19 protein-coding genes and 1 pseudogene are annotated in these 21,245 nt (G+C 68.0%); 8 read left to right on the plus strand and 12 right to left on the minus strand.

Features of this window, described 5'->3' with window-relative positions; all coding sequences use genetic code 11:
* Positions 1-21: 21 nt before the first annotated feature.
* On the minus strand, positions 22-621 hold the full coding sequence (gene orn / locus K3M35_RS00305) for an oligoribonuclease (RefSeq protein ID WP_024100533.1): 600 nt from the start codon (positions 619-621) through the stop codon (positions 22-24).
* A gap of 72 nt (positions 622-693) precedes the next feature.
* The gene (locus tag K3M35_RS00310) at positions 694-2,151 is read right to left on the minus strand and encodes an NAD(P)/FAD-dependent oxidoreductase (protein WP_220665844.1); all 1,458 of its coding nucleotides are present in this window, start codon (positions 2,149-2,151) and stop codon (positions 694-696) included.
* A 273-nt stretch (positions 2,152-2,424) separates the two neighbouring features.
* On the opposite strand from K3M35_RS00310, the gene K3M35_RS00315 reads away from it, so the two are divergent.
* Entirely contained in the window at positions 2,425-3,966 is a 1,542-nt protein-coding gene (locus K3M35_RS00315; RefSeq protein WP_019289005.1) for a helicase HerA-like domain-containing protein, read from the plus strand.
* 27 nt (positions 3,967-3,993) lie between these two features.
* Here the strand turns inward: K3M35_RS00315 and cmrA are convergent, their stop codons facing one another.
* Positions 3,994-4,800 carry a mycolate reductase gene (cmrA, locus tag K3M35_RS00320; protein ID WP_006554373.1) on the minus strand — a complete coding sequence of 269 codons (807 nt, stop codon included), beginning with the start codon at positions 4,798-4,800 and terminating at the stop codon, positions 3,994-3,996.
* Positions 4,801-4,930: 130 nt separating this feature from the next.
* Here cmrA and K3M35_RS00325 point away from each other — a divergent pair, with 130 nt between their 5' ends.
* A complete protein-coding gene (locus K3M35_RS00325) occupies positions 4,931-6,262 on the plus strand; it encodes an MFS transporter (RefSeq protein WP_019289006.1) in 1,332 nt (443 codons plus the stop codon).
* Between the two features lie 6 nt (positions 6,263-6,268).
* Here K3M35_RS00325 and K3M35_RS00330 read toward each other — a convergent pair whose 3' ends face one another.
* A complete protein-coding gene (locus K3M35_RS00330) occupies positions 6,269-7,159 on the minus strand; it encodes an SGNH/GDSL hydrolase family protein (RefSeq protein WP_220665845.1) in 891 nt (296 codons plus the stop codon).
* Between the two features lie 112 nt (positions 7,160-7,271).
* A complete protein-coding gene (locus K3M35_RS00335) occupies positions 7,272-8,093 on the minus strand; it encodes an acyl-CoA thioesterase II (protein ID WP_019289008.1) in 822 nt (273 codons plus the stop codon).
* Positions 8,094-8,252: 159 nt separating this feature from the next.
* On the opposite strand from K3M35_RS00335, the pseudogene K3M35_RS26825 reads away from it, so the two are divergent.
* Positions 8,253-8,309: pseudogene (locus K3M35_RS26825) on the plus strand (TetR/AcrR family transcriptional regulator); the annotation flags it as partial.
* Positions 8,310-8,443: 134 nt separating this feature from the next.
* Positions 8,444-8,569, plus strand: coding sequence for a hypothetical protein (locus K3M35_RS26830; protein WP_019289009.1), 126 nt, complete (start codon positions 8,444-8,446; stop codon positions 8,567-8,569).
* Positions 8,570-8,608: 39 nt separating this feature from the next.
* Here K3M35_RS26830 and K3M35_RS00345 read toward each other — a convergent pair whose 3' ends face one another.
* Both K3M35_RS00345 and K3M35_RS00350 read right to left on the minus strand, forming a co-directional pair.
* A complete protein-coding gene (locus K3M35_RS00345) occupies positions 8,609-9,442 on the minus strand; it encodes an alpha/beta fold hydrolase (protein WP_220665846.1) in 834 nt (277 codons plus the stop codon).
* 78 nt (positions 9,443-9,520) lie between these two features.
* On the minus strand, positions 9,521-10,174 hold the full coding sequence (locus K3M35_RS00350; protein ID WP_006554379.1) for a TetR family transcriptional regulator: 654 nt from the start codon (positions 10,172-10,174) through the stop codon (positions 9,521-9,523).
* 154 nt (positions 10,175-10,328) lie between these two features.
* Between K3M35_RS00350 and K3M35_RS00355 the strand changes: the two genes are divergently transcribed.
* From K3M35_RS00355 to K3M35_RS00370, 4 genes are read left to right on the plus strand one after another with little or no spacing between them, the layout of a single operon-like run.
* Positions 10,329-11,447: a ferredoxin reductase gene (locus K3M35_RS00355; protein WP_220665847.1), complete on the plus strand. Its 1,119-nt coding sequence runs from the start codon at positions 10,329-10,331 to the stop codon at positions 11,445-11,447.
* A 42-nt stretch (positions 11,448-11,489) separates the two neighbouring features.
* Positions 11,490-12,746, plus strand: a complete 1,257-nt coding sequence (locus tag K3M35_RS00360; RefSeq protein ID WP_220665848.1) for an acyl-CoA desaturase — start codon at positions 11,490-11,492, stop codon at positions 12,744-12,746.
* Complete coding sequence (locus tag K3M35_RS00365) at positions 12,724-12,966, plus strand: hypothetical protein (RefSeq protein ID WP_006554382.1); 243 nt, start codon at positions 12,724-12,726, stop codon at positions 12,964-12,966. The genes K3M35_RS00360 and K3M35_RS00365 overlap by 23 nt, the downstream gene beginning before the upstream one ends.
* Positions 12,967-13,016: 50 nt before the next feature.
* Positions 13,017-13,445, plus strand: coding sequence for a hypothetical protein (locus K3M35_RS00370; RefSeq protein WP_220665849.1), 429 nt, complete (start codon positions 13,017-13,019; stop codon positions 13,443-13,445).
* 22 nt (positions 13,446-13,467) lie between these two features.
* Here the strand turns inward: K3M35_RS00370 and K3M35_RS00375 are convergent, their stop codons facing one another.
* From K3M35_RS00375 to selD, 5 genes are all read right to left on the minus strand, one after another.
* Complete coding sequence (locus tag K3M35_RS00375; protein ID WP_006554384.1) at positions 13,468-14,772, minus strand: OFA family MFS transporter; 1,305 nt, start codon at positions 14,770-14,772, stop codon at positions 13,468-13,470.
* A 33-nt stretch (positions 14,773-14,805) separates the two neighbouring features.
* The gene (gene nrfD, locus K3M35_RS00380) at positions 14,806-15,825 is read right to left on the minus strand and encodes an NrfD/PsrC family molybdoenzyme membrane anchor subunit (protein WP_064256404.1); all 1,020 of its coding nucleotides are present in this window, start codon (positions 15,823-15,825) and stop codon (positions 14,806-14,808) included.
* Positions 15,825-16,736, minus strand: coding sequence for a 4Fe-4S dicluster domain-containing protein (locus K3M35_RS00385; protein ID WP_024100544.1), 912 nt, complete (start codon positions 16,734-16,736; stop codon positions 15,825-15,827). Before K3M35_RS00385 ends, nrfD begins: the two co-directional genes overlap by 1 nt.
* Positions 16,733-20,077 carry a formate dehydrogenase gene (gene fdh / locus K3M35_RS00390; protein ID WP_259443449.1) on the minus strand — a complete coding sequence of 1,115 codons (3,345 nt, stop codon included), beginning with the start codon at positions 20,075-20,077 and terminating at the stop codon, positions 16,733-16,735. The genes K3M35_RS00385 and fdh overlap by 4 nt, the downstream gene beginning before the upstream one ends.
* A gap of 109 nt (positions 20,078-20,186) precedes the next feature.
* Positions 20,187-21,209 carry a selenide, water dikinase SelD gene (gene selD / locus K3M35_RS00400; RefSeq protein WP_024100547.1) on the minus strand — a complete coding sequence of 341 codons (1,023 nt, stop codon included), beginning with the start codon at positions 21,207-21,209 and terminating at the stop codon, positions 20,187-20,189.
* Positions 21,210-21,245: the final 36 nt, after the last annotated feature.

A 21,245-nucleotide genomic window follows, 5' to 3' on the forward strand; every position in this document is an offset into this window, starting at 1 on the left:
CGAAAAAGACGAATCGGCTGGTCAGGCCGGTCCCAGGTCCTTCACGACGGCTGCAAGATCGGCCGGAGTGGGGCCGGGAGGCGCCACGAAGGCCGTGCGCCGGTAGTAGCGCAGTTCGCGGATCGACTCCTTGATGTCCGCTAGTGCCCGGTGCGACAGGCCCTTCTCCGGCTGACCGAAGTAGATGCGCGGATACCAGCGCCGGCACAGCTCCTTGATCGAGCTGACGTCCACCATGCGGTAGTGCAGGTAGTTGTCGAGCTCGGGCATGTCGCGGGTGATGAACGCGCGGTCGGTCGCGATGGAGTTGCCGGCCAGCGGCGCCGTGCCCGCCTCGGTAACGTGCTCCCGGATGTACGCGAGGACCTGTTTCTCCGCTTCGGCGAGGCTGACCGTCGAGCGGCGCACCTCTTCGGTGAGGCCGGACCGCTCGTGCATCTGCTGCACGACTTCCGGCATGTCGGCGAGGGCGTCGTCATCGGCGTGGATCACGATGTCCACGCCCTCGCCGAGCACGTTGAGATCACTGTCGGTGACCAGAGCCGCGATCTCGATCAGTTTGTCGCTGCCGAGACGCAGCCCCGTCATCTCACAGTCGATCCATACCAGTTTGTCCTGCACGACAGACAGACTATCCACCGACGCCGCACCCATGAGGCGCGGCGTCGACGGTCCGGTAGGAAACGGGCACCCTCACGCCTTCACGGAGGCCGTGCGCGGCGCCGCCGGACGGGTGGAACGACGTGCCGCCGGGGTGTGCTGCCGGTCGAGGGTCCGGCCCACTGTGCTCACTTCCGGGGCGGTGAAGTCGTGCCGAAGGAAGGACTCGGGGGAGTCGTCGAGGATCTCCATCCACGGTGCCGGCAGCGGCGGAGCGACGGTGCCGGTGAGCGTCGAGGGGTAGCTGTTGTTGCGGTAGCCCATGATGTCGCGCTTCTTGTCCTGTTTCCACTGCTTGAACACCTCCCCCTGGCGTTCGACGTGGAACTCGGGGTAGTCGGTGCGGTCGACGAGATCGCGGATGTACGCGGCCTGGAAGTCGATTTCCTCCACCGGCGACGACAGCTTCTCCTCGCGTGCCCGCCAGTGGTCGATGTCCTGCTCGCGGGTGTCGAAGTCGGGCAGGTCGACGCGGCCGAGCATGAAGTCGCGTGCGTACCAGGCTTGGGCGTCGAACATGTTGAACGTGAAGTACTGGTCCTGTGCGCCGAGGTACATCAGCTTCGGGTTGCGCTGGAAGAAGATGCCCTTGTAGATGTCGCGCGGGTAGAGCCGGTTGTCGGTGCGCAGTGCGAGTTCGTCGGGCAGGAACGGGTAGTGGTGTTTGTACCCCGTGCACAGCACGATGGCGTCGACCACGCGGGTGCTGCCGTCACGGAAGTGGGCGACCTTGCCGTCGACATGGGTGAGCAACGGCACCTCGGAGAACTGCTCGGGCCAGTGGTGACCCATCGGTGCGCTGCGGTAGCTGAAGGTGACCTGTTCGGCGCCGTACTTGATGCATTGCGTTCCGATGTCCTCGGCCGAGTAGCTGCTGCCGACGAGCAGCAGTCGCTTGCCGGTGAACTCGCGGGCGTCGCGGAAGTCGTGGGCGTGCAGCACACGTCCCGGGAACCGGTCGAGACCGTCGAAGTGGGGGACCTGCGGGGTGGAGAAGTGTCCGGTGGCGACGACGACGTGGTCGAACTCGTCGGACTCCAGCGCGCCCCGGTCGTGGTTCATCACCGTCACGGTGAATTTCTGCGTCTCGTCGGACCACTCGACCCACCGCGCCGCAGTGTTGAACCGGATGTACTTGCGCACGTCGCTCTTCTCGACGCGACCCATGATGTAGTCGAGCAGGACGGCGCGCGGCGGGTACGACGGGATGGGGCGTCCGAAGTGCTCCTCGAAGGAGTAGTCGGCGAACTCGAGGCATTCCTTCGGGCCGTTGGACCACAGGTAGCGGTACATGCTCCCGTGGACGGGCTCACCGTGCTCGTCGAGTCCCGTGCGCCAGGTGTAGTTCCACATTCCTCCCCAGTCGGGCTGCTTCTCGTAGCAGACGATGTCGGGGATCTGCTCCAGACCGGCCTTTCGGGCTGCTTCGAAAGCGCGCAGCTGTGCGAGTCCACTGGGACCTGCTCCGAGAATGGCGATCTTGGGCGTCAATGTGTTTCTCCTGTGTTCGTGGAATATGTCGCGTAGTTCGTTGCTAGCACACGTCGTTGTTTTTGCGAACGATCCTCACGTCGTCGACGGAACGGATTCTCGTAGAGAAAGTGCAGGTCAACGCGGTGTACTAGCTGGGAAACCGTGCCGCTGCGGTTGTGATCGGAATCACTGTAATGCGACAATTCCGGCATCCGATAAGAATGGTTCTTCCGTGGGTTCGACGGCCCGGTACCGTCGCAGTGGGCGAGGTCGAGGCCGGAGGGGGCGAGCATGACCGACAAGCCGGAGATCACCGCCGCGACCATCGCGGCCGGGTACGAGGTGATCGGCGAGGCGCTGGAACTGGGCACCGTCGTGCTCGACGGCGTCGCCGATCCCGACGCGCCGGTGCGCATCCCGCTCGCCACTCTGAATCGTCACGCGCTGGTCGCCGGTGCGACCGGCACGGGCAAGACCAAGACGCTGCAGGTCATGGCCGAACAACTGTCGGCGGCGGGGGTGCCGGTGGTGATGGCCGACGTGAAGTCCGATCTGTCGGGCCTGTCGGCCGCCGGCGAGCCCGACGATGCGGTGCTCAACCGCGCGGGCGACACCGGCGACGAGGACTGGACGCCCACGGGGCACCCTGTGGCCTTCTACTCGCTCGGTACCGACGGGGTCGGTATCCCCGTCCGCGCCACCGTCACCTCGTTCGGGCCGATCCTGCTCTCGAAGGTGCTGGGGCTCAACGCCATTCAGGAGTCCACTCTCGGGTTGATCTTCCACTGGGCCGACCGCAACGGCCTGCCGCTGCTCGATCTCGCCGACCTGCGGCAGGTGATCCGCCACCTGACGAGCGACGAAGGGCGCGGTGCACTCGACGATCTCGGTGCCGTGTCGCCCGCGACCGCCGGCGTCATCCTCCGCGCGGTCGTCAACCTCGAGAACGCGGGTGGGGACGGATTCTTCGGCGAACCCGAACTGGAGGTCGAGGACCTGCTGCGGGTGATCGACGGTCAGGGCACGATCAACCTGTTCGAGTTCGGCGACGAGGCCACTCGACCCGCGCTGTTCTCGACATTCCTGATGTGGTTGCTCGCCGACCTGTTCCAGTCGCTACCGGAGGTCGGCGACGTCGACACACCGCGGCTCGTGTTCTTCTTCGACGAGGCGCATCTGCTCTTCACCGATGCGTCGAAGGCGTTCCTGCAGCAGATCGAACAGACCGTGAAGCTCATCCGGTCCAAGGGCGTCGGTGTGGTCTTCTGTACGCAGTCGCCCACCGATATCTCCCGGAGCGTGCTCTCACAACTGGGAGCGCGGATCCAGCACGCGTTGCGCGCCTTCACCCCCGAGGACGAGGCCGCGCTCGCGAAGGTGGTGCGTACCTTCCCGAAGACCGACGCCTACGATCTCGCCGACGCTCTGACCGGTCTGGCGACCGGGGAGGCGATCGTGACGGTCCTGTCCGAACTGGGCACGCCCACGCCCGTCGCCTGGACGCGTCTGCGACCGCCGCGCTCGCTGATGGGCACAGTGGGGGAGAGCGCGATGCGTGCGTCGGCGCAAGCGAACCCGCTCTACGGGAAGTACGGCCGCACCATCGACCGGGAATCGGCCTACGAGAAGCTCACCGCATCGGTGGTCGGGGCCACCGACATCGAACCGATCCCGGATATGCCGTCGCAGGCGCCGGACGATGCCGGGGCGTCGGTCGTGGAGCAGGTGCTCGGCAGCGCAGCCGTGCGCAGCTTCATCCGCTCGGCGGCGTCCGCAGCCGGCCGGGAGATCGGCCGGAGCCTATTCGGCACAGGACGCCGCCGAAGGCGGTGAAGGAACGATTCGTTGGGCGGTGGCCCGTCAGCTGCCGCCGAGCTTCTTGTAGAACGCGCCGGCGATCGGGGCCGAGATGGACCGCGGCGAGAACTGACCGGCAGCCGACATGGCCTTGCTGATCACACCGGGCACGATGCGCATCCGGTTCGCGGCGAGCGCGTCGAGCGACACCTTCGCGGTGTGTTCGCTCGAGATCCACAGGAAGTCCGGGACCAGCTTGTCGACGATCGACGCCTCGGCCGGGTCGGGTTCCTCGGTGCGCACCGGGCCGGGGGCGAGCAGCGTGACATGCACGCCGGTGCCCTTGAGCTCACCGCGCAGGGACTCGGAGAAGGTGTTGACGAACGCCTTCGTCGCGGCGTAGGTGGCGTTGTTCGGGATCGGCATGTTGCCTGCGGCCGAACCCACCATGAGGATCGCGCCGGAGTTCCGCTCGACCATCTGCGGCAGCACCGCGAGGGTGAGGTCGTGGACGGCGACGGCGTTGAGCTCGACCTGTGCCCGCTCGTAGGCCGCGTCGAGCTCGGCGACCGCGCCGAAGGTGGCGATACCGGCGTTGTTGCACAGGATGCTGATGCGCCTACGTCCGAGTTCGTCGGCGAGTGGTGTCCGTGCGTCGCGGTCCGACAGATCGCAGGCGCGCACCTCGACGGTCACGCCGTGCTTCGCGCGCAGGGTCTCGGCGAGGACCTCCATCACCTCTCCGCGACGGGCGACCAGGATCAGCGAATGGCCGCGGGTGGCGAGTTCGGTTGCGAGGGCCTCGCCGATGCCGGAGGACGCTCCGGTGACGACGGCACGGGCATCGGGATGGGGATTCGGCAGAGTCACAGTGGGTCAGCGTAGCGGCAGGCTCGGGAGCGGCGACCGGGCCCGCCCCGGCCATGGGGCCGAGTCGTTCGGTGCCGCGCGACGGAGTCGTTCCATGCCACCGCAGCTCCGGAAGCCTAGGCTCCGGGGCATGAATGCGTTCACGGACACGGCGAGCGGGGCCGGGGAGGCCACGACACGTCGTCAGGTCGTCTCGTGGGGTCTGTGGGACTGGGGTTCCGCGGCGTTCAACGCCGTGATCCTGACGTTCGTATTCTCCGTCTATCTCACCGACGCGGTCGGCGACGACCTGCCGGGTGGGATCTCGGCGAGCACCTGGCTCGGATGGTCGCTCGGCATCGCCGGGTTCGTCATCGCCGTGACCGCGCCGGTGTCGGGCCAGCGGTACGACGCAGTCGGGCGACGGAAATGGTCGCTGGGCATCCTCACCGGGGTCACCGTCGCGGCGATGGCGGCGATGTACTTCGTGCGCGACGACTACCACTATCTGTGGCTCGGGCTGGTCCTGCTCGGCGTGGCATCCGTGATGGCCGAGCTCGCGCAGGTCCCGTACAACTCGATGCTGCGCCAGGTGTCGACGCCGGACGACATCGGACGGGTGTCGGGCTTCGGTTGGGCGATGGGCTATTTCGGTGGCATCGTGCTCCTGCTGTTGTGCTACACCGGGTTCATCGCCGGCGACGGCGACACCCGCGGTTTCCTCGGTGTGCCCACCGAGGGCGGCACCAACATCCGGCTCGTCGCGCTGTTCGCGGCCGTGTGGTTCGCGGTGTTCGCTGTGCCCGTGCTGCTCGCCGTCCCGGAGAAGCCGGTCGCGCGTGGCGACGTCGCCCGCCGCGCCGGTTTCGTCGAGTCCTACCGCGTGCTGTGGCGCGACCTGACGGAGTTGTGGCGGGCGGATCGTCGCACCATCTGGTACCTCGGGGCGTCGGCGTTGTTCCGGGACGGTCTCGCCGGCGTCTTCACCTTCGGGGCGGTCCTCGCCGTCACGGTCTACGGGATCGGAGCGGGCGACGTGCTGATCTTCGGTGTCGCCGCGAACGTCGTCTCCGCGGTGGGCGCACTGGTGGCCGGACGCGTCGACGACCGGGTCGGGCCCAAGGCGGTCATCGTGGGCTCGCTGGTCGCGATGATCGCGACCAGCATCGTCCTGCTCGTGGTGTCGGGTCCGACGATGTTCTGGATCTTCGGTCTGGTGCTGTGTCTGTTCGTCGGTCCGGCCCAGTCGTCGGCGCGGACCTTCCTGGCGCGCCTGACGCCGCCGGGACGGGAGGGGCAGATGTTCGGTCTCTACGCGACGACGGGACGTGCGGTGTCGTTTCTGGCACCGACGCTGTTCGGGTTCTTCGTGTGGTGGTTCGGCACCGACCGAGCGGGGATCGTGGGGTTGCTGATCGTGCTCGGCGCGGGCCTGGTGTCGTTGCTCGCCGTGCGGGCTCCCGAGACGCCGGAGCAGGCGTGAACCGGCTCAGTCGGTGATCGTGGCGAGCACCTGGTCGGCGGCGTTGCGGTGCCCGGCCGCGTTCGGATGCAGCGGGATCGATCCGGCGGCCGGCTGCAGGCCGGCCATCCACCGGGTCTCCGGATCGGCGCACACGTCGTGGTCGCGGCTCGAATCGCGCAGATCGACGTAGTCCACGTCCGCGGCCTCGGCCTGCTCGCGCATGACGGTGTTCAACCGGTCGATCTTCTCCTGCAGGTAGGTCGCGTCGTCGGGCCAGATCCGCTGCTCGGGGAAGCACCCGCCGTCGCGGATTCCGGTGGGATAGCCGACGAGCACGATGCGTGCCTCCGGGGAACGCCGGCGGATCTCGTCGATCACCGTGGTGTAGACGGGCGCGAAGGCGTCGATGGCGGCGTCGACACGGTCGGTGCCGTCCGGGGTGTTCGTGATCGCGCACGACGCGCCATCGGGTGGCGCCGAGAGATTGACGCATCCCAGCGCCAGCTGGACGAGACCGATGTCGTTGCCGCCGATACCCACAGTGACGAGTTCGGTGTCGGGGCGCAGCGCGTCGTACTGCGGTGGCACCGTCGCGCCGCGGAAGGTGGTCTGCGGCATCGCGAAGTCGAGTGAGGTGGCGGCGCCGCACGACGCGTCGACGAAGTCCTCGATACCGAGATCGGTCGCGACGAGGGTGGGGTAGTTGCTCTCCGACCGCCCGCACGGATCGCCGTCGGTCTGCGGCGGGATGCCGGGCCCGGAGGTGAACGAGTCTCCCAGGGCGACGTACGACGCGTAGTCCGCAGCCGGGGGCATGTCCTGCGTGTCGGCGCAGGCGACCGTGCCCACGGTCGTGAACGCGATTGCGGCGCAGGCGATGACCCCCGACCGTCGGAGAAGTCTCGGCATCGTCACAGTGGACCTCGCAATCCGGTGGGTGGATGTTTCCGAGGCTACAGGTGTGCCGGTGACCGGAGCGGGCGCCGAATGCCGACCGGTCGGGTCGATCGAATACCGACCGTCCCGCTCATGCCTTGAAGTAGACGATCTGGTGCGAGGTCGCGAGCAGAACGCCGTCGCGACCCCACAGTTGTGCGCTCTGGTCGAAGAAGCCCTGTTCGAACCGATTCGCACGTGCGGTCGCGAGCACGGGGCTGTCGGATTGCGCGGCAACGGTCTCCGGGTCCGCGTGGAAGTAGACGGTCATCGAGACCGTGCCGGCCGGCAGCACCCGACCCAGACGCAGGAATGCCCGGGGGTAGAAGATGTCGCACATCGCGGTGAGCGAGGCGAAGTCGAGCGGGCGCGACGGGACGTCGCGGACCCACAGCGTCGACGTGGAGTCGGCGACCTCCGCGCTGCCCTCCTCGGGAACGACTCCTGCGGTGTACCGCATCTCGTAGTTGCGTGCCCACGCGATGAAGTCGGGCAGCGGTGTCGGCTCGAGCGAGTCGGGTGCCGGGGCGGCCGGCGCCTGCAGTTCGGTCGACGACCAGGTGGGGCGACGGAGACCGAAGACGGCCGTTGCGGTGGTGGCGACCTCGCCGCCCTGCGACAGTTCGATCGACCAGTGCTGGGTGGTCCGGTTCGTGCGCACCGGGCGCACCGCGATGTCGAACGGTCCGTCGGCGATGGGGCCGGCGTAGTTGATCGTCAGGGACAGCGGCATGCCGAGGACGTCCGGGTGTCGTTCGACCGCGCGGAGGAGAGTCGCGGCGGTGATACCGCCGAACGGGCCGACCATGTTCGCGTAGGCGGGGTGCGTGTGCCCTTCGGTGCGATCGTCCCGGACCTCGAACAGGTCGACGGCAGCGTCGAAGACGTGAGTGGTCACCGAGACGTCGGTCATGGCAGGGTCTCCTCGGAAGATGGTGTCGCGCAGGATCGGATCCGTACGACAACATACACAGAGTATGGGGGACAACCACCACTGCCGGAGGAACGGGTGATCGCTGCAGAACGGCGGGACGGACCGCGCGCGGCGATGATCGCCGGCGCGATCGCGCTGATGAGCGAACGAGGTGTCGCGGCCACGTCGTTCCGGGACGTGCTCGAGAACAGCGGGGCGCCGCGCGGCTCGATCTACCACCACTTTCCCGGCGGTAAGGCGCAACTCGTCGAAGAGACGACGGACCGGGCAACCACCCGGATCGAGCGGTCGCTGACGGCCGACGGCGTCGGTGCAGAGCGTGCCGGTCGTTGGCGAGCCTGGTCATCGCCGCCCTGGAGGGCGCGCTGGTCGCGGCCCCGGCGCAACGCAGTCCGGCTCCGCTCGATGCGGTCGTCGCCGAACTCGAGGTGCTGCTCGCCCCGGTGGTGGGCTGACCGAAGCTGCAGCGGCCGGAAGCCACGGTCGGTGGACTCTCAGCCGTTCCGTCGCCGCGAGATTGCGTTCGCGATCTCGGCCGGCGCTTCCTCCGGAATCCAGTGCGAGACGTCGGGCAGGACCACGAAGTCGTACTCGGCGTCGACGAATTCGCCGCAGCGTTCGGCGCCGGCGCGGCCGACCGCGATGTCGGCGGTGCTCCAGATGTAGGTCGTCGGGACGCGGACCGGGGGAGTCGAATCGAGATCCCGCGTCATGGCGCGATACCAGTTCAGGGCGGCGGTGAGAGCGCCCGGCGCGGACAGGGCGGAGACGTAGTGGTCGACCGAGTCGTGGTCGACTGCGGAGGTGAACATCGCCCGCAGGCGCCGCGCGTCATCGGCGAGGAGCAGGGTCTCCGCCTTGCCTTCCTCGCGGAAGAGACCGATGTAGGAGGAGCGTTCGCGCTGGTCGGCGTCCTCCCGCAACGCCCAGCCGTAGGCGGCGAGGTGGGGGACCGAGACCGCGGTCAACGCCGAGACGCGGTCGGGATTGTGGGCGGCGAAGTACCACGCCACAGCGGCGCCCCAGTCGTGTCCGACGAGGTGGGCGCGATCGAGCCCGAACTCGTCGAGCAGGCCGAGGACATCACCGGCGAGCGCCGGCACCGCGTAGTGCTCGACGCCGTTCGGCCGGGCACCGGGGGAGTACCCGCGCTGGTCGGGGGCGATCACGCGGAAACCGCGCTCGACGAGCAGGCGCGCCACCGGCGTCCAGCTGCGTGATGTCTCGGGGAAGCCGTGCAGGAGCACGACGGGTGGGCCGTCCCTCGGACCCGCCACGCGCACGTCGAAGGTCAGGTCGTCGTAGGTGGCGGGTTCGGTCGATGCCATGGGAACCACGTTACGGAAGAGGAGTGTCTGCGACAGGATTTCCTGGCCACCTCGACGAACCGGCGTCGAGCCGACCCGTCACCGGTCGTTCGACGTCCGTCGCGGCCGCCACGCCGCCGCGCCCAGCAGGATCAGACGCATCTGTTTCTCCGCGCGCGTGACCACCTCCGATTCCTGCGCACTGCCGGGACGTTCGACGGCGAGCAGGTCGAGGACGAAATCGAGCATCGCGGTGACCAGCAGATCGGCGGCCATCTCGAGATCGTCGAACTCCCAGTCCTCGAGGCCCGGGGAGCGGCCCAGGTCGGCGGCGAGCTCGCTGGTCAGCAGGCGCAGTTCGACGGAGATCGCGGCGGCGACCTCGGGAACGCCGCCGTGGCGTTCGCGTGCCAGGAACCGGAAAGCCGCCTTGTGTGCCCGTACCTGTTGGACCAGCACGTCGAGCGATTGCCGCGCACCTGCCGGACCGGGCGTGCGACGCGCGTCGCGCAGCAGGCGCCGAAGTACCCGCATCGTGTCCGCCGCAAGGGTGACGCCGAGCTCGTCCATGGACGAGAAGTGCCGGTAGAACGCGGTGGGCACGATGCCCGCGTGACGGGCCACCTCCCTCAGACTCAGCCCGCCGAGTCCCCGGTCGGCGGACAGGTCGAGGGCGGCGTCGAGAAGCGCCTGACGTGTGCGTTCCTTGCGTTCGGCGCGTGTGGTCGGCGGAGGTGCGGAAGCGGTGGACACCCCCTGAGTCTAGGCATGACGTTCCCAGCGGTGTCCGTACATCTGTGTCAGCAGTCACATCGGGGTTGACAGGCGGGTGTGTCCGGCTGTCACACTGATTTCAGTGCACATTCGTTCACTGAGCACGCAGAGGTCTACCGAAAGGCGGACAGACATGATCGTGCGCGCCCGTCCGACGCCCGTCCGGCGCTCGGGTTCGTTGCGAAAATTGCTGGTAGAGGCACTCGGAGTGCTGTCCTACCCGCATCACCCGGACCGCTACCTGGAACTCGCCGACCCGCTTCTCGTCACGTCGGCGAACTATGCCCGGATTACAGATGTAGATCGAAGTGCCACCGACTCGCTCACGATCACGGTGCGCCCCGCGCAGCCGTGCCGACCCCTACCCGGGCAGTACGTGACCGTGTCGGTGCGTGTCGACGGTGTGCGGCATACGCGCTGCTACTCGCCGACGCTCGTCGAAGCGGAGTCGAAGCGCCGGCCCGACCTGCGGTTCACCATCGGCAGGCATCCCGAGGGTACCGTCTCACGCCACCTCCACGACCGAGCGCAGGTCGGAGACGTCATCGAACTCGGTTCTCCCGCAGGCGAGTTCGTGCTGCCGAGCCCACGCCCCCGACGTCTGCTGTTCGTCGCCGCGGGCTCCGGGCTGACTCCCGTGCTGTCGATGCTGTCCGGTCTCGTCGCCGAGGGGTACGACGGGTGCGCGGTGCTGCTCTACTACACCCGCACCCCCGGGCATGTTCCGCGCCGCGCCGAACTCGACGCTCTTGCCGACCGACCCAACATCGAGATCGTCCACGCGCACACCCGCTCCGACGACGGGCTGCTGCAGGGTCGGTTCGACCGCAGCCACCTCGCGGCCGTCGCACCCTGGTACGCCGACACGCCCACCTTCGTGTGTGGTCCGGCGGAGATGGTCGCGGGCATCCGCGAGGTCTACGCCGAACAGGGCGCCGAGACGATGGTGAACACCGAGGAATTCGTCCTCGCACCACCGGTCGTGTCGACGGACGATGCCGGCGGCGAGATCTCCTTCGCCGAATCCGGCGTGGTTGCCCAGAACACCGGGTCGACGCTGCTCGAACAGGCCGAAGCGGCCGGTCTCACGCCCGAACACGGATGCCGCATGGGCATCTGCCACAGCTGCACCGCCGTCCGGCTGTCGGGGTGCACGCGCGACGTGCGTACCGGCGACGTCGATTCGGAACCAGGCCGCCGCATCCAGATCTGTGTCAACGCCCCGGTCGGCGACGTCGCCGTCGAACTCTGAACCGGCCGTCCGGCGACACCACCGAAATCATTGGAGGACATCATGTTCGGATTGTCCCTACCCACCGTTCCCTTCCTGCCCTTCCTGTCCGACCGCAGCTCTTCGGTCGAGAACGAACCGCTCGTCCTCGACCACGACAGTGTCGAGGAGATCGGCCGCGAACTCGACGCACTGCGGGAGCAGACGCTCGCATCCCTCGGTGACGAGGACCGTGAGTATCTCTACCGGATCATCAGGGCGCAGCGCGGATTCGAGATCGCCGGTCGCGGTCTGCTCTTCGTCGGATTCCTCCCGCCCGCATGGGTCGCCGGTGTCGCGGCGCTGAGCGTGTCGAAGATCCTCGACAACATGGAGATCGGGCACAACGTCATGCACGGTCAATACGACTGGATGCGCGAGCCGTCGCTGAATTCCCGTGTCTTCGAATGGGACACGGTGTGCCCGTCGGACCAGTGGCGGCACTCGCACAACTACGTGCACCACACCTACACCAACATCCTCGGCCAGGACCGCGACATAGGATACGGGATCCTGCGCATGGACCCGGCCCAGAAGTGGCATCCCTACTATCTCGGCAACCCGGTCTACGCGACCGCCCTCATGCTGCTGTTCGAGTGGGGCGTGATGATGCACGACGCGGAGGTCGACCGGATCGTCGCCGGGAAACGCTCGTGGCGCGACGTGATCCCGATCGCGAAAGGCTGGTGGCGCAAGGCGCGCCGTCAGGTGATCAAGGACTACATCGCCTTCCCGCTGCTGAGCGGACCGATGTTCTTCCCGACGCTGCTCGGCAACGCGACCGCCAATCTGGTGCGCAACGTGTGGGCGTACTCGATCATCTTCTGCGGCCACTTCCCGTCCGGCGTGCAGTCCTTCGCGGAGGAGGAGACCGCCGAGGAGACCCGTGGTGAGTGGTACGTCCGGCAGATGCTGGGCAGCGCGAACATCACCGGGTCGCCGTTGTTCCACATCATGTCGGGCAACCTGTCGCACCAGATCGAGCACCACCTGTTCCCCGACCTGCCGGCGCACCGCTATCCGGAGCTCGCGCCGAAGGTCAGGGAACTGTGCGAGAAGCACGGACTTCCGTACAACACCGGTGGCTTCACCGCCCAGGTGACATCGGTGTGGAAGAAGATCTTCACGCTTGCTCTCCCTCCCGGCTGGTTCGCGCCCGAACCCGAGTCGCGGGTGATCATCGAACGTCACCGCTCCACCGATCGCCCGCTCGACGATGCGGGTACCCTCGCGGACGACACGATCGAGGGGGTCGAACATGGTGGGAAGATTCGAGCGTAACAAGGACACGATCCAGGAGGTCACCGAGTCGGCGGCCACCCACGTCGGCGCGATCGCGGGGATCATCACCGGAGCGGTCCGCGACGTCACCCGCGAGATCGGTGAGTTGATCACCGACGCGATCGAGATGCGCGAGGCCGCCCGCGCCGCGCGCGACGACGAGGAACGCGGAGAAGGGCCGGCGACGTCGGATCGTCGCTCGGCCCCTCCCGCGGAGTAGCGGATCGGAAGGGCGGATCGAGTTCCTACCGCGCGGGGACGCTCGAGGTGGTGCGGGGTGACGGACCCGGCCACCTCGTCGCGCACTGGAGCGCTCTGCACGCACTGTTCTGCGGGGCGACGGCCGAGGTGATCGGCCTCTACCTCCGTGCGGCCCGAGTGCATCGTGCGCACGGCCACCACGCCGCCCACCTGACCTGCCTGTTCCAGCTGGCGATGGCGCAGACCTACGACGGACGACGCGACGACGCCCTGAAGGCGTGTGCTCGTGTCGTCGAGATGGCGGGCCAGCACGGCGAGCGGTGGAACAAGGCCTCTGCGCTGTGGGTCTCGGGGCTCGCCCATTTCCATCTCGGGCGCCTCGGCTCTGCAGTCGACGCGGCGAACGGTGCCCTGGAACGGATCCTCGACACACTCGGCGTGCACTCCCGCACGCAGGTCGTCTCGTGGTTGCACACCCACGAAGCGCCCCGAGTGTGAGCGAGCAGGGCGGCGCTCCGGATCAGGACCGGGCCGAGGCCGACTCCCGGCGTGCCGCGGGTACCTTCGTGATCATCGTGAGCACGACCGATACGAGCGCGATGATGCCGATGGTGGTGTAGGCGAGGGTATAGGCCTTGTCGTCGCCGAGGAGCGTAGACGCGATGATCGGGCCGATGATGCCGCCGATGCTCCACCCGATGAGCATCAGGCCGTAGATGGCGCCGGCGTTGCGGACCCCGAAGAAGTCGCCGGCGGTGGCGGGCATGGTGCCGAATGCGCCGCCGTAGCAGAGATAGATGATCGCGGCCAGGACCGAGAACAGCACCACGCCGGTGGCATGCGGCAGCACGATCAGGCACACGCCCTGCAGCACGAGCAGTGCGGTGAAGGTCTTCATCCGGCCGATATGGTCGGAGATCGCCGCCCACACGATCCGGCCGGCGCCGTTGAAGATCGCGAGCACGCCCACGAGTGCCGCCGCGCCGGAGGTGCTGAAACCGGCGATGTCGGACGCACTCGGCTTCGCCTGCGAGATCAGGGAGATGCCGGCGGTCACGCACAGGGTGAGGATGGCGGTCAGGAGGTACCACTGGGGCGTGCGGAGGGCCTCGTTCTGGGTGTACTCCTTGCCGCGGTCCGCTCCGCTGCCGTCGCGGCCGACGGGGTCGAAGCCCGGCACGGTGTACCCCTCGGGCGGGTTGCGGAAGAGTGCCGCACCGGCCAGCGACATCACGAGGTAGGCGATACCCAAAGGCAGGAAGGCGCTCGTGGGGTCGTCCGGATTCCGGTCGATGAGCCACTGCGCGACCGGCGAGGTGAGCACGGCGCCGAACCCGAAACCGCCCACAGCGAGTCCGGTGATGAGACCGGTCTTGTCGGGGAACCACTTCTGCAGCATGGCGATCGGGACAATGTACGCGAAGCCCAGCCCGAAACCGCTGATGATGCCGTACCCGAGGATGAGCAGCCAGTAGTCCTCGGCTCCGTCGGTGAAGGAGGCGAGGAGGATGCCGAGCGCATAGATGATGCCGCCGATCAACGCGACGACTCGGGGACCTTTCAGATCCTGCAGTCGGCCACCGAGATAGGTGCCGATGAAGATCATGCCGATGGTCACGGTGAACGGCAGTGAGGCCCGGACCGTGCTCAGTTGCCAGGAGTCGGCGCTCTCGAGGGCTCCGCCGAAGACCGACCACGCGTAGACCGCGCCGATCGAGAACTGCAGCAACAGACCCCCGGCCACGAGGAGCCAGCGGAAGCTGCCCGGAGGCTGAGCCGTCGCGGCGTCGCCGTGTGGTTCGCGCGTAGGCTTGCCGGAGTCCATGCGTTCTCCCTCGTCCTGCCCGCGAGCCGGATCTCAGCTGCGGTAACGAACGGGTTCCCCGCGATCGACTCGTTCACGCTGGGGAACGACGGTGTACTTGGGATCCTTCGCCGACGCGATGCCGGCCTCGTAGACGCCGAGTCGCGTGCACAGCGAACCGGCCATGAGAGCGGCACCGGACACTGCCGATACCACGCGATTGCGGCGGCCGGCGAGTGCGCCGAGCGCGCCGGCCACCGTCAATGCCTTGCTGGCCCTCATCAGTCGCCCGGGGCGGCCCTGGTGGAGCGTCTCGGCCGACAGGCCCATCGACTTCTCCATCTGCTGCTCGGTCGCGAGTTCGACGAGCGCACCGCCGACGGCGAAGGCGCGTGCCGGCCCGGCCTCGGCGACCGGCGCACCCAGCAGTCCGAGACCACCCGATGCGGCCGCTGCCGACCCACAGAACACGAAGGGGATTTCCTTGAAGGCGGAGTGCCAGGCTGGGGTTGCGGTGTCGGACAACAGGACTCCGGTATAGGCGGCGACCGGCGGTGCCGTCAGTGCACCCACGATCCCGGCGGGCCGGCCGAGGGCGAGCAGCAGGCGCACCGGCCCGCGCTTCCACCGGGCGGGGAGCATCGCGGCGATCTCCGCGACCGCCGCGACGCCCGCGAACGGACCGTGCAGCGACAGGATCCACGTACCGACCGACATCGGGGAGGTCGGTTTGGCGACTCGCAGCATGTTGAGGAAGCGGCTCGGTTTGCCGAGATCGTGAACCAGCGCACCGACACTGACGAGCAGCGATGTGAGCGAACCGAATCGGGCGACGCGACGCAGGGCGGGCCGCCCCGTGAGATCGGCGCCCGCGGCGAGCAGCGAGCTGCCCGCGGCCACGCCGCCGGTGAACAGATAGATCGCGATGTCGTGTTCCCACGGGGCCGGCTTCACGATCTGGCGTCCGTAATAGGACTCGAAGTCGGCCTCCGGCACCATCACCCGGTCGCCGCCGCGACCACCTCCGGACCGGCGGGGGTTGCCCGGGCTGCCGCCGTGCTGCACCTGGGTCATCAGCGCCTCCTCAGGAACGACGCGGCGGCGCCCGCCAGCATCGCGACCGCTGCCACTGCGGCGCGGGTCCACATCTCCGGCAGATCCTTGGTCGTCACCACCGGATCCGGCGGCAGGCCGTAGACCTCCGGTTCGTCGAGGAGCAGGAAGAAGGCGCCGGTCCCGCCGACCCCGTCCTCGGGATCGTTGCCGTAGAGTCGTGCCTCGCTCACGCCGCGCTCGTGCAGGGCGGCCAGTCGTTCCTCGGCGCGAGCGCGCAGTTCCTCGACGTCGCCGTACTGGATCGACTCCGTGGGGCACGCCTGCGCGCAGGACGGGGTCTGGCCGTCGGTGAGCCGGTCGTAACAGAGCGTGCACTTCTGGGCGATACCGACCTTCGGGTCGCCCTCTGGACCCTTGCGACGGTCGATGACGCCGTACGGGCACGCAGCGACGCAGTATCCGCAGCCGTTGCAGATGTCGTCCTGCACGACCACCGTGCCGAACTCGCTGCGGAACAGCGACCCGGTCGGGCACACGTCGAGGCACGCCGCGTGGGTGCAGTGCTTGCACACGTCCGAGGACATCAACCAGCGGAAGTCCGGCTTCTCCTCCTCCGGAAGCTCCGTCGGGGTCGCGCCGACGGTCGGCATCCCCAGCGAGACCGGCGGTTTCGACTCCGCAGGGCGCTCGATGAAGGCGACGTGCCGCCACTGATTGGCGTTGAGCGAATGACTGTTGTCGTACGAGGTGCCGAGCATCGCGAAGGCGTTCTCGGGGACGTCGTTCCACTCCTTGCAGGCCACCTCGCAAGCCTTGCACCCGATGCACACACTGGTGTCGGTGAAGAAGCCCTTGCGAGCCGGCGGATCCTCGTACCCGGCATCGGGTGCCGGGTCGATCGGTCCGAAGAAGCTGTTGGGACCCGTCACTCGTCCTCCTCCAGGGCACGTGGGTCGTCCGAGGTCTCCGGGGCACGTGGGTCGTCCGAGGCCGTATCGCCGTCCGGGACCGTCACGATGGGTGGGTACACGTGATCGGTTACCCCGGCCCGCCGCGCATATCCCTCGACGTACTCCCGCAGTGCCGCTCCGGACGGTCGGCGTCCTGCCCGGACGTCGCACGTACCGACCTTGGTCTCCTGGATGAGCACGTTGGGGTCCAACGTGATTCCGAACAGATCGTTGGTCGAGTCGCCGGTCACCATGCCGCCGCTGCCCCAGTGATAGGGCATCCACACCTGGTGGACGGTCCGTCCCTCCACCTTCAGCGGACGCAACCGCTCGGTCACCAGGACCCGGCCCTCGATCGCAGAGCGGGCGGTGACGACGTGGCACCAGCCCATGTGCTCGAGTCCGCGTTCGGCCGCCAGGGCGGGGGAGACCTCCACGAACATCTCCGGTTGCAGTTCGGCGAGATGTTCGAGATAGCGGCTCATGCCGCCGGCGGTGTGGTGCTCGGTGAGACGACTCGTCGTGAACACGAAGGGGAACACGTCGCTGTGTTCATCCGGCGGTGAGGGGTTCATCGGATTGTCGTCACGCCGGTACTCCATGCGCGTCGGGTTGGCCTGCTGCGCGTAGAGCGGATTGCGGAACGGCGACTCCACCGGTTCGTAGTGCGTCGGCATCGGACCGTCGACGAGCCCCTGGGGGGCGTAGAGGGCACCCTTGCCGTCGCCCTGCATGATGAACGGATCGATCCCTTCGAGCGCCTCGACACCGTCGGCGCCGTCGGGGGAGCGGTAGCTCGGCGGCTTCGTCTTCTCGAAGTCCGGCACGTCCGCACCCGTCCACTGCTGTGCGTCCTCGTCCCACCACACGTAGGCCTTGCGTTCGCTCCACGGCCTGCCCTCGGGGTCGGCGGATGCCCGGTTGTACAGGATGCGGCGGTTCATCGGCCACGCCCAGCCCCACTCGGGAGCCACGAACGACTGCTCGTGCCGGGACTTACGCCGGTTGGCCTGGTTGACGCCGTCGGCGTAGACCCCGGTGTAGATCCAGCAGCCACCGAGGGTGGAGCCGTCGTTCTTCATCTCGGTGAACGACGACAGTGGCCGACGGGTCGCGACGTCGTAGCCGTTGATCTCCATGAGCACTGCGTCGGCACTCGGCTCGTCGTACTCGCCGTGCACGGGGTAGTCCCATGCCAGGTCGAGCAGCGGACGGTCGCGCTCGTCGGTGGACTCGGCCAGACGCTCCCGCATCATGCGGCCGAGGTGGTAGAAGAACCACAGTTCCGAGCGGCAGTCCTCGGGCGGCTCGACGGCCTTCTCCCGCCACTGCAGCATCCGCTGGGTCTGCGTGAAGGTGCCTTCCTTCTCGGCGTAGGAGGCCGCCGGGAAGAGGAACACCTCGGTGGCGCACTCCTCGGTCACGATCTCACCGGTCTCGATCTCCGGGGAGTCCTTCCAGAAGTTGGCGCTCTCGATCTCGAACAGGTCGCGCACCACGAGCCAGTCGAGGTTCGCCATCCCGAGCCTCTGCGCGCGCCCGTGGGCGGAGCCGACGGCCGGGTTCTGCCCGAGGAGGAAGTAGCCCTTGACCTTTCCATCGATCATGTCGAGCACCGAACGGTAGGTGCCGTGGTCGCCGGTGATCTTCGGCATGTAGTCGAAGCAGTAGTCGTTGTCGGCGGTCGCCGCGTCGCCCCAGTATGCCTTGAGCAGGTTCACCGCGTAGGCGTCGGCCTTCGACCAGAAACCCTTGCTGCCCGGGTTGCGCACGCTGTCGACCCAGTCCGTGAACGAGTGGTGCTTGTTCGCGTCGGGCATCGGCAGGTAGCCGGGCAACAGGTTGAACAACGTCGGGATGTCGGTCGAGCCCTGGATGCTGGCATGACCGCGCAGCGCCATGATGCCTCCGCCGGGGCGGCCCATGTTGCCGAGCAGCAGCTGCAGGATCGCGCCGGTGCGGATGTACTGCACACCGACACTGTGCTGGGTCCAGCCCACGCTGTAGACGAGCGCCGTCGTCCGCTCCCGACCGGAGTTCTCGGTCCACGCGCGGCAGACGTCGAGGAAGTCCTCCTGCGAGACGCCGCACACCTGCTCGACCACCTCGGGGGTGTAGCGGGCGAAGTGCCGCTTGAGCACCTGGTAGACGCACCGCGGGTGCTGTAGGGTCTCGTCGCGCCTCGGGTGGCTCGCCGTCTGCATGCCGTGCGACTCGTTCTGCAGGCCCGCGGCCGTGTCCCGATGCTCGGCGTGCTCGTCGGAGCCGTTGGCCTGCGACTTGTGCAGGTCGCCGGATTCGTCCTCCACGTCGTACTGCCAGCTCGTCGGATCGTAGGTCCGCTTCTCGGGGTCGAAGCCCGAGAAGAGCCCGTCGAGATCGTCGGTGTCCTCGAACTTGTCGCTGACGAGCACCGCGGCGTTCGTGTAGTTGACGACGTACTCGCGGAAGTCCAGCTCGTTGCCCAGGATGTAGTTGACGATGCCGCCGAGGAAGGCGATGTCGCTGCCGACCCGGATCGGGACGTGCTTGTCCGCCACCGCGCTGGTACGGGTGAAGCGCGGGTCGATGTGGATGACGCGGGCACCGCGTTTCTGGGCCTCCACGACCCACTGGAAGCCCACCGGGTGGGCTTCGGCCATGTTGGAACCCTGGATGATGATGCAGTCAGCGTTGGCCAGGTCGGCTGTGTAGCCGGTGGCGCCGCCGCGCCCGAAGCTGGTCCCCAGACCGGGGACGGTGGCGGAGTGTCATATGCGGGCCTGGTTCTCGATCTGGACCGCCCCCATCGCTGTGAACAGCTTCTTGATGAGGTAGTTCTCCTCGTTGTCCAGCGTGGCACCGCCGAGGCTGGCGATGCCCATCGTGCGCCGGACACGGTGGCCCTTGTCGTCGAATTCCTGCCAGGTCTCGCGGCGGGTCTTCAGCACGCGGTCGACGACCATCTCCATGGCCGTGTCGAGATCGAGGTCTTCCCATTCGGTGCCGTAGGGCCGGCGGTAGCGGACCCGGGTCTCTCGCAGCTCGCTGGTGACGAGGTTCTTGCTCGCCGAGCCCTTGGGGCACAGGCGCCCGCGGTTCACGGGGCTGTCGGAATCGCCTTCGATCTGGACGACCTTTTCGTCCTTGACGAAGATCTTCTGTCCGCATCCGACAGCGCAGTAGGGGCACACGCTGCGGGCGACACGATCGGCGGTGGAGGTGCGCGGTTCGATCTCCTCGGTACGACGGGACCGTGCGGCCTTGCCGCGTCCGAGCAGGTCCTTACCGAGGAACTGGCGCAGGACGGGCCAGGGGAGGGACGTGTCTTTCTCCGCCATCGGTGCTCCTTTCCTGCGCTCTCGTTCCGAAGTTACCGTCTACCCGCGCTTCGTGCCGGTTAATCCGGATCCCGTGCAGGTGTGTCGGCATGTCCGTCGGTCGTCGGGGTCAGCGCACCCGGATCGCGTGTTCGCCCGCGGGGACCACCTCCCCGATGACCGGATGGCCGGGGAGCTCCCCGACGACCAGGAGACCGCCGGACGTCTGAGCGTCGGCGAGCAGGAGTAGTTCGTCGTCGTCCACCTCGGAGTCGACCTGCTCGCGGACCCAATCGAGATTGCGACGGCTCCCGCCGGGCACGAATCCCTCCGCGAGCGACTCGCGCGCTCCCGCGACGTACGGCACGGCCGCGGAGTCGATCACAGCGGTCGTGCCGCTGGCCCGCATCATCTTCATCAGATGGCCGAGCAGACCGAAGCCGGTGACGTCGGTGGCGGCGCGGACACCGGCCTCGTGCGCAAGTTGTGCCGCCTCGCGGTTGAGTGTCGTCATCACCGCGACCGCTTCCTCGAAACGCTCGCCGGTGGCCTTGTGACGGTTGTTCAGGATGCCGAGACCGAGCGGCTTGGTGAGAGTCAGCGGCAGGCCGGGCGTGGCAGCGTCGTTGCGCAGCAGGCGATCCGGATCGCCCAGACCGGTGACCGCCAGTCCGTACTTCGGCTCCCGGTCGTCGATGCTGTGCCCGCCGGCGAGATGGGCACCCGCCTCGGCGCACGCGTCGGCGCCGCCGCGCATGACTTCGGCGGCGAGTTCGAACGGGATGAGCTCGCGCGGCCAGCCCAGGAGGTTGACCGCGATGATCGGCGTGCCACCCATCGCGTAGACGTCGGACATGGCGTTGGTGGCGGCGATCCGTCCCCAGTCGTAGGCGTCGTCGACGACCGGGGTGAAGAAGTCGGCCGTCACGATGACGGCCCGGCCGCTCCCGTCGGGCGCCGGATCGATCCGGACCGCGGCTCCGTCGTCGCCGTTCTCCACACCCACCAACAGTTCGCCGGAGGCCCGTCCACCCTGCAGACCGCCGAGCACCCGCTCGAGTTCACCCGGCGGAACCTTGCATGCGCACCCGCCGCCGGCGGCGTACTGGGTGAGTCGGATGGCGCCCTCGGGAAAGTCGACGTGTGCGGTCATGAACCCAAACATACGGGCGAGTCGTAACCGAGGGCC

The organism is Rhodococcus sp. DMU2021, assembly GCF_019641445.1.
Classification (GTDB): Bacteria; Actinomycetota; Actinomycetes; order Mycobacteriales; family Mycobacteriaceae; genus Rhodococcus; species Rhodococcus pyridinivorans.

Coding starts and splice junctions, on each gene's coding strand:
- K3M35_RS00315 (WP_019289005.1), top strand. CDS start 2,425: ATGACCGACAAGCCGGAGATCACCGCCGCGACCATCGCGGCCGGGTAC.
- K3M35_RS00325 (WP_019289006.1), top strand. CDS start 4,931: ATGAATGCGTTCACGGACACGGCGAGCGGGGCCGGGGAGGCCACGACA.
- K3M35_RS00335 (WP_019289008.1), bottom strand. CDS start 8,093: ATGACCGACGTCTCGGTGACCACTCACGTCTTCGACGCTGCCGTCGAC.
- K3M35_RS00345 (WP_220665846.1), bottom strand. CDS start 9,442: ATGGCATCGACCGAACCCGCCACCTACGACGACCTGACCTTCGACGTG.
- K3M35_RS00355 (WP_220665847.1), top strand. CDS start 10,329: ATGATCGTGCGCGCCCGTCCGACGCCCGTCCGGCGCTCGGGTTCGTTG.
- K3M35_RS00360 (WP_220665848.1), top strand. CDS start 11,490: ATGTTCGGATTGTCCCTACCCACCGTTCCCTTCCTGCCCTTCCTGTCC.
- K3M35_RS00365 (WP_006554382.1), top strand. CDS start 12,724: ATGGTGGGAAGATTCGAGCGTAACAAGGACACGATCCAGGAGGTCACC.
- K3M35_RS00375 (WP_006554384.1), bottom strand. CDS start 14,772: ATGGACTCCGGCAAGCCTACGCGCGAACCACACGGCGACGCCGCGACG.
- nrfD (WP_064256404.1), bottom strand. CDS start 15,825: ATGACCCAGGTGCAGCACGGCGGCAGCCCGGGCAACCCCCGCCGGTCC.
- selD (WP_024100547.1), bottom strand. CDS start 21,209: ATGACCGCACACGTCGACTTTCCCGAGGGCGCCATCCGACTCACCCAG.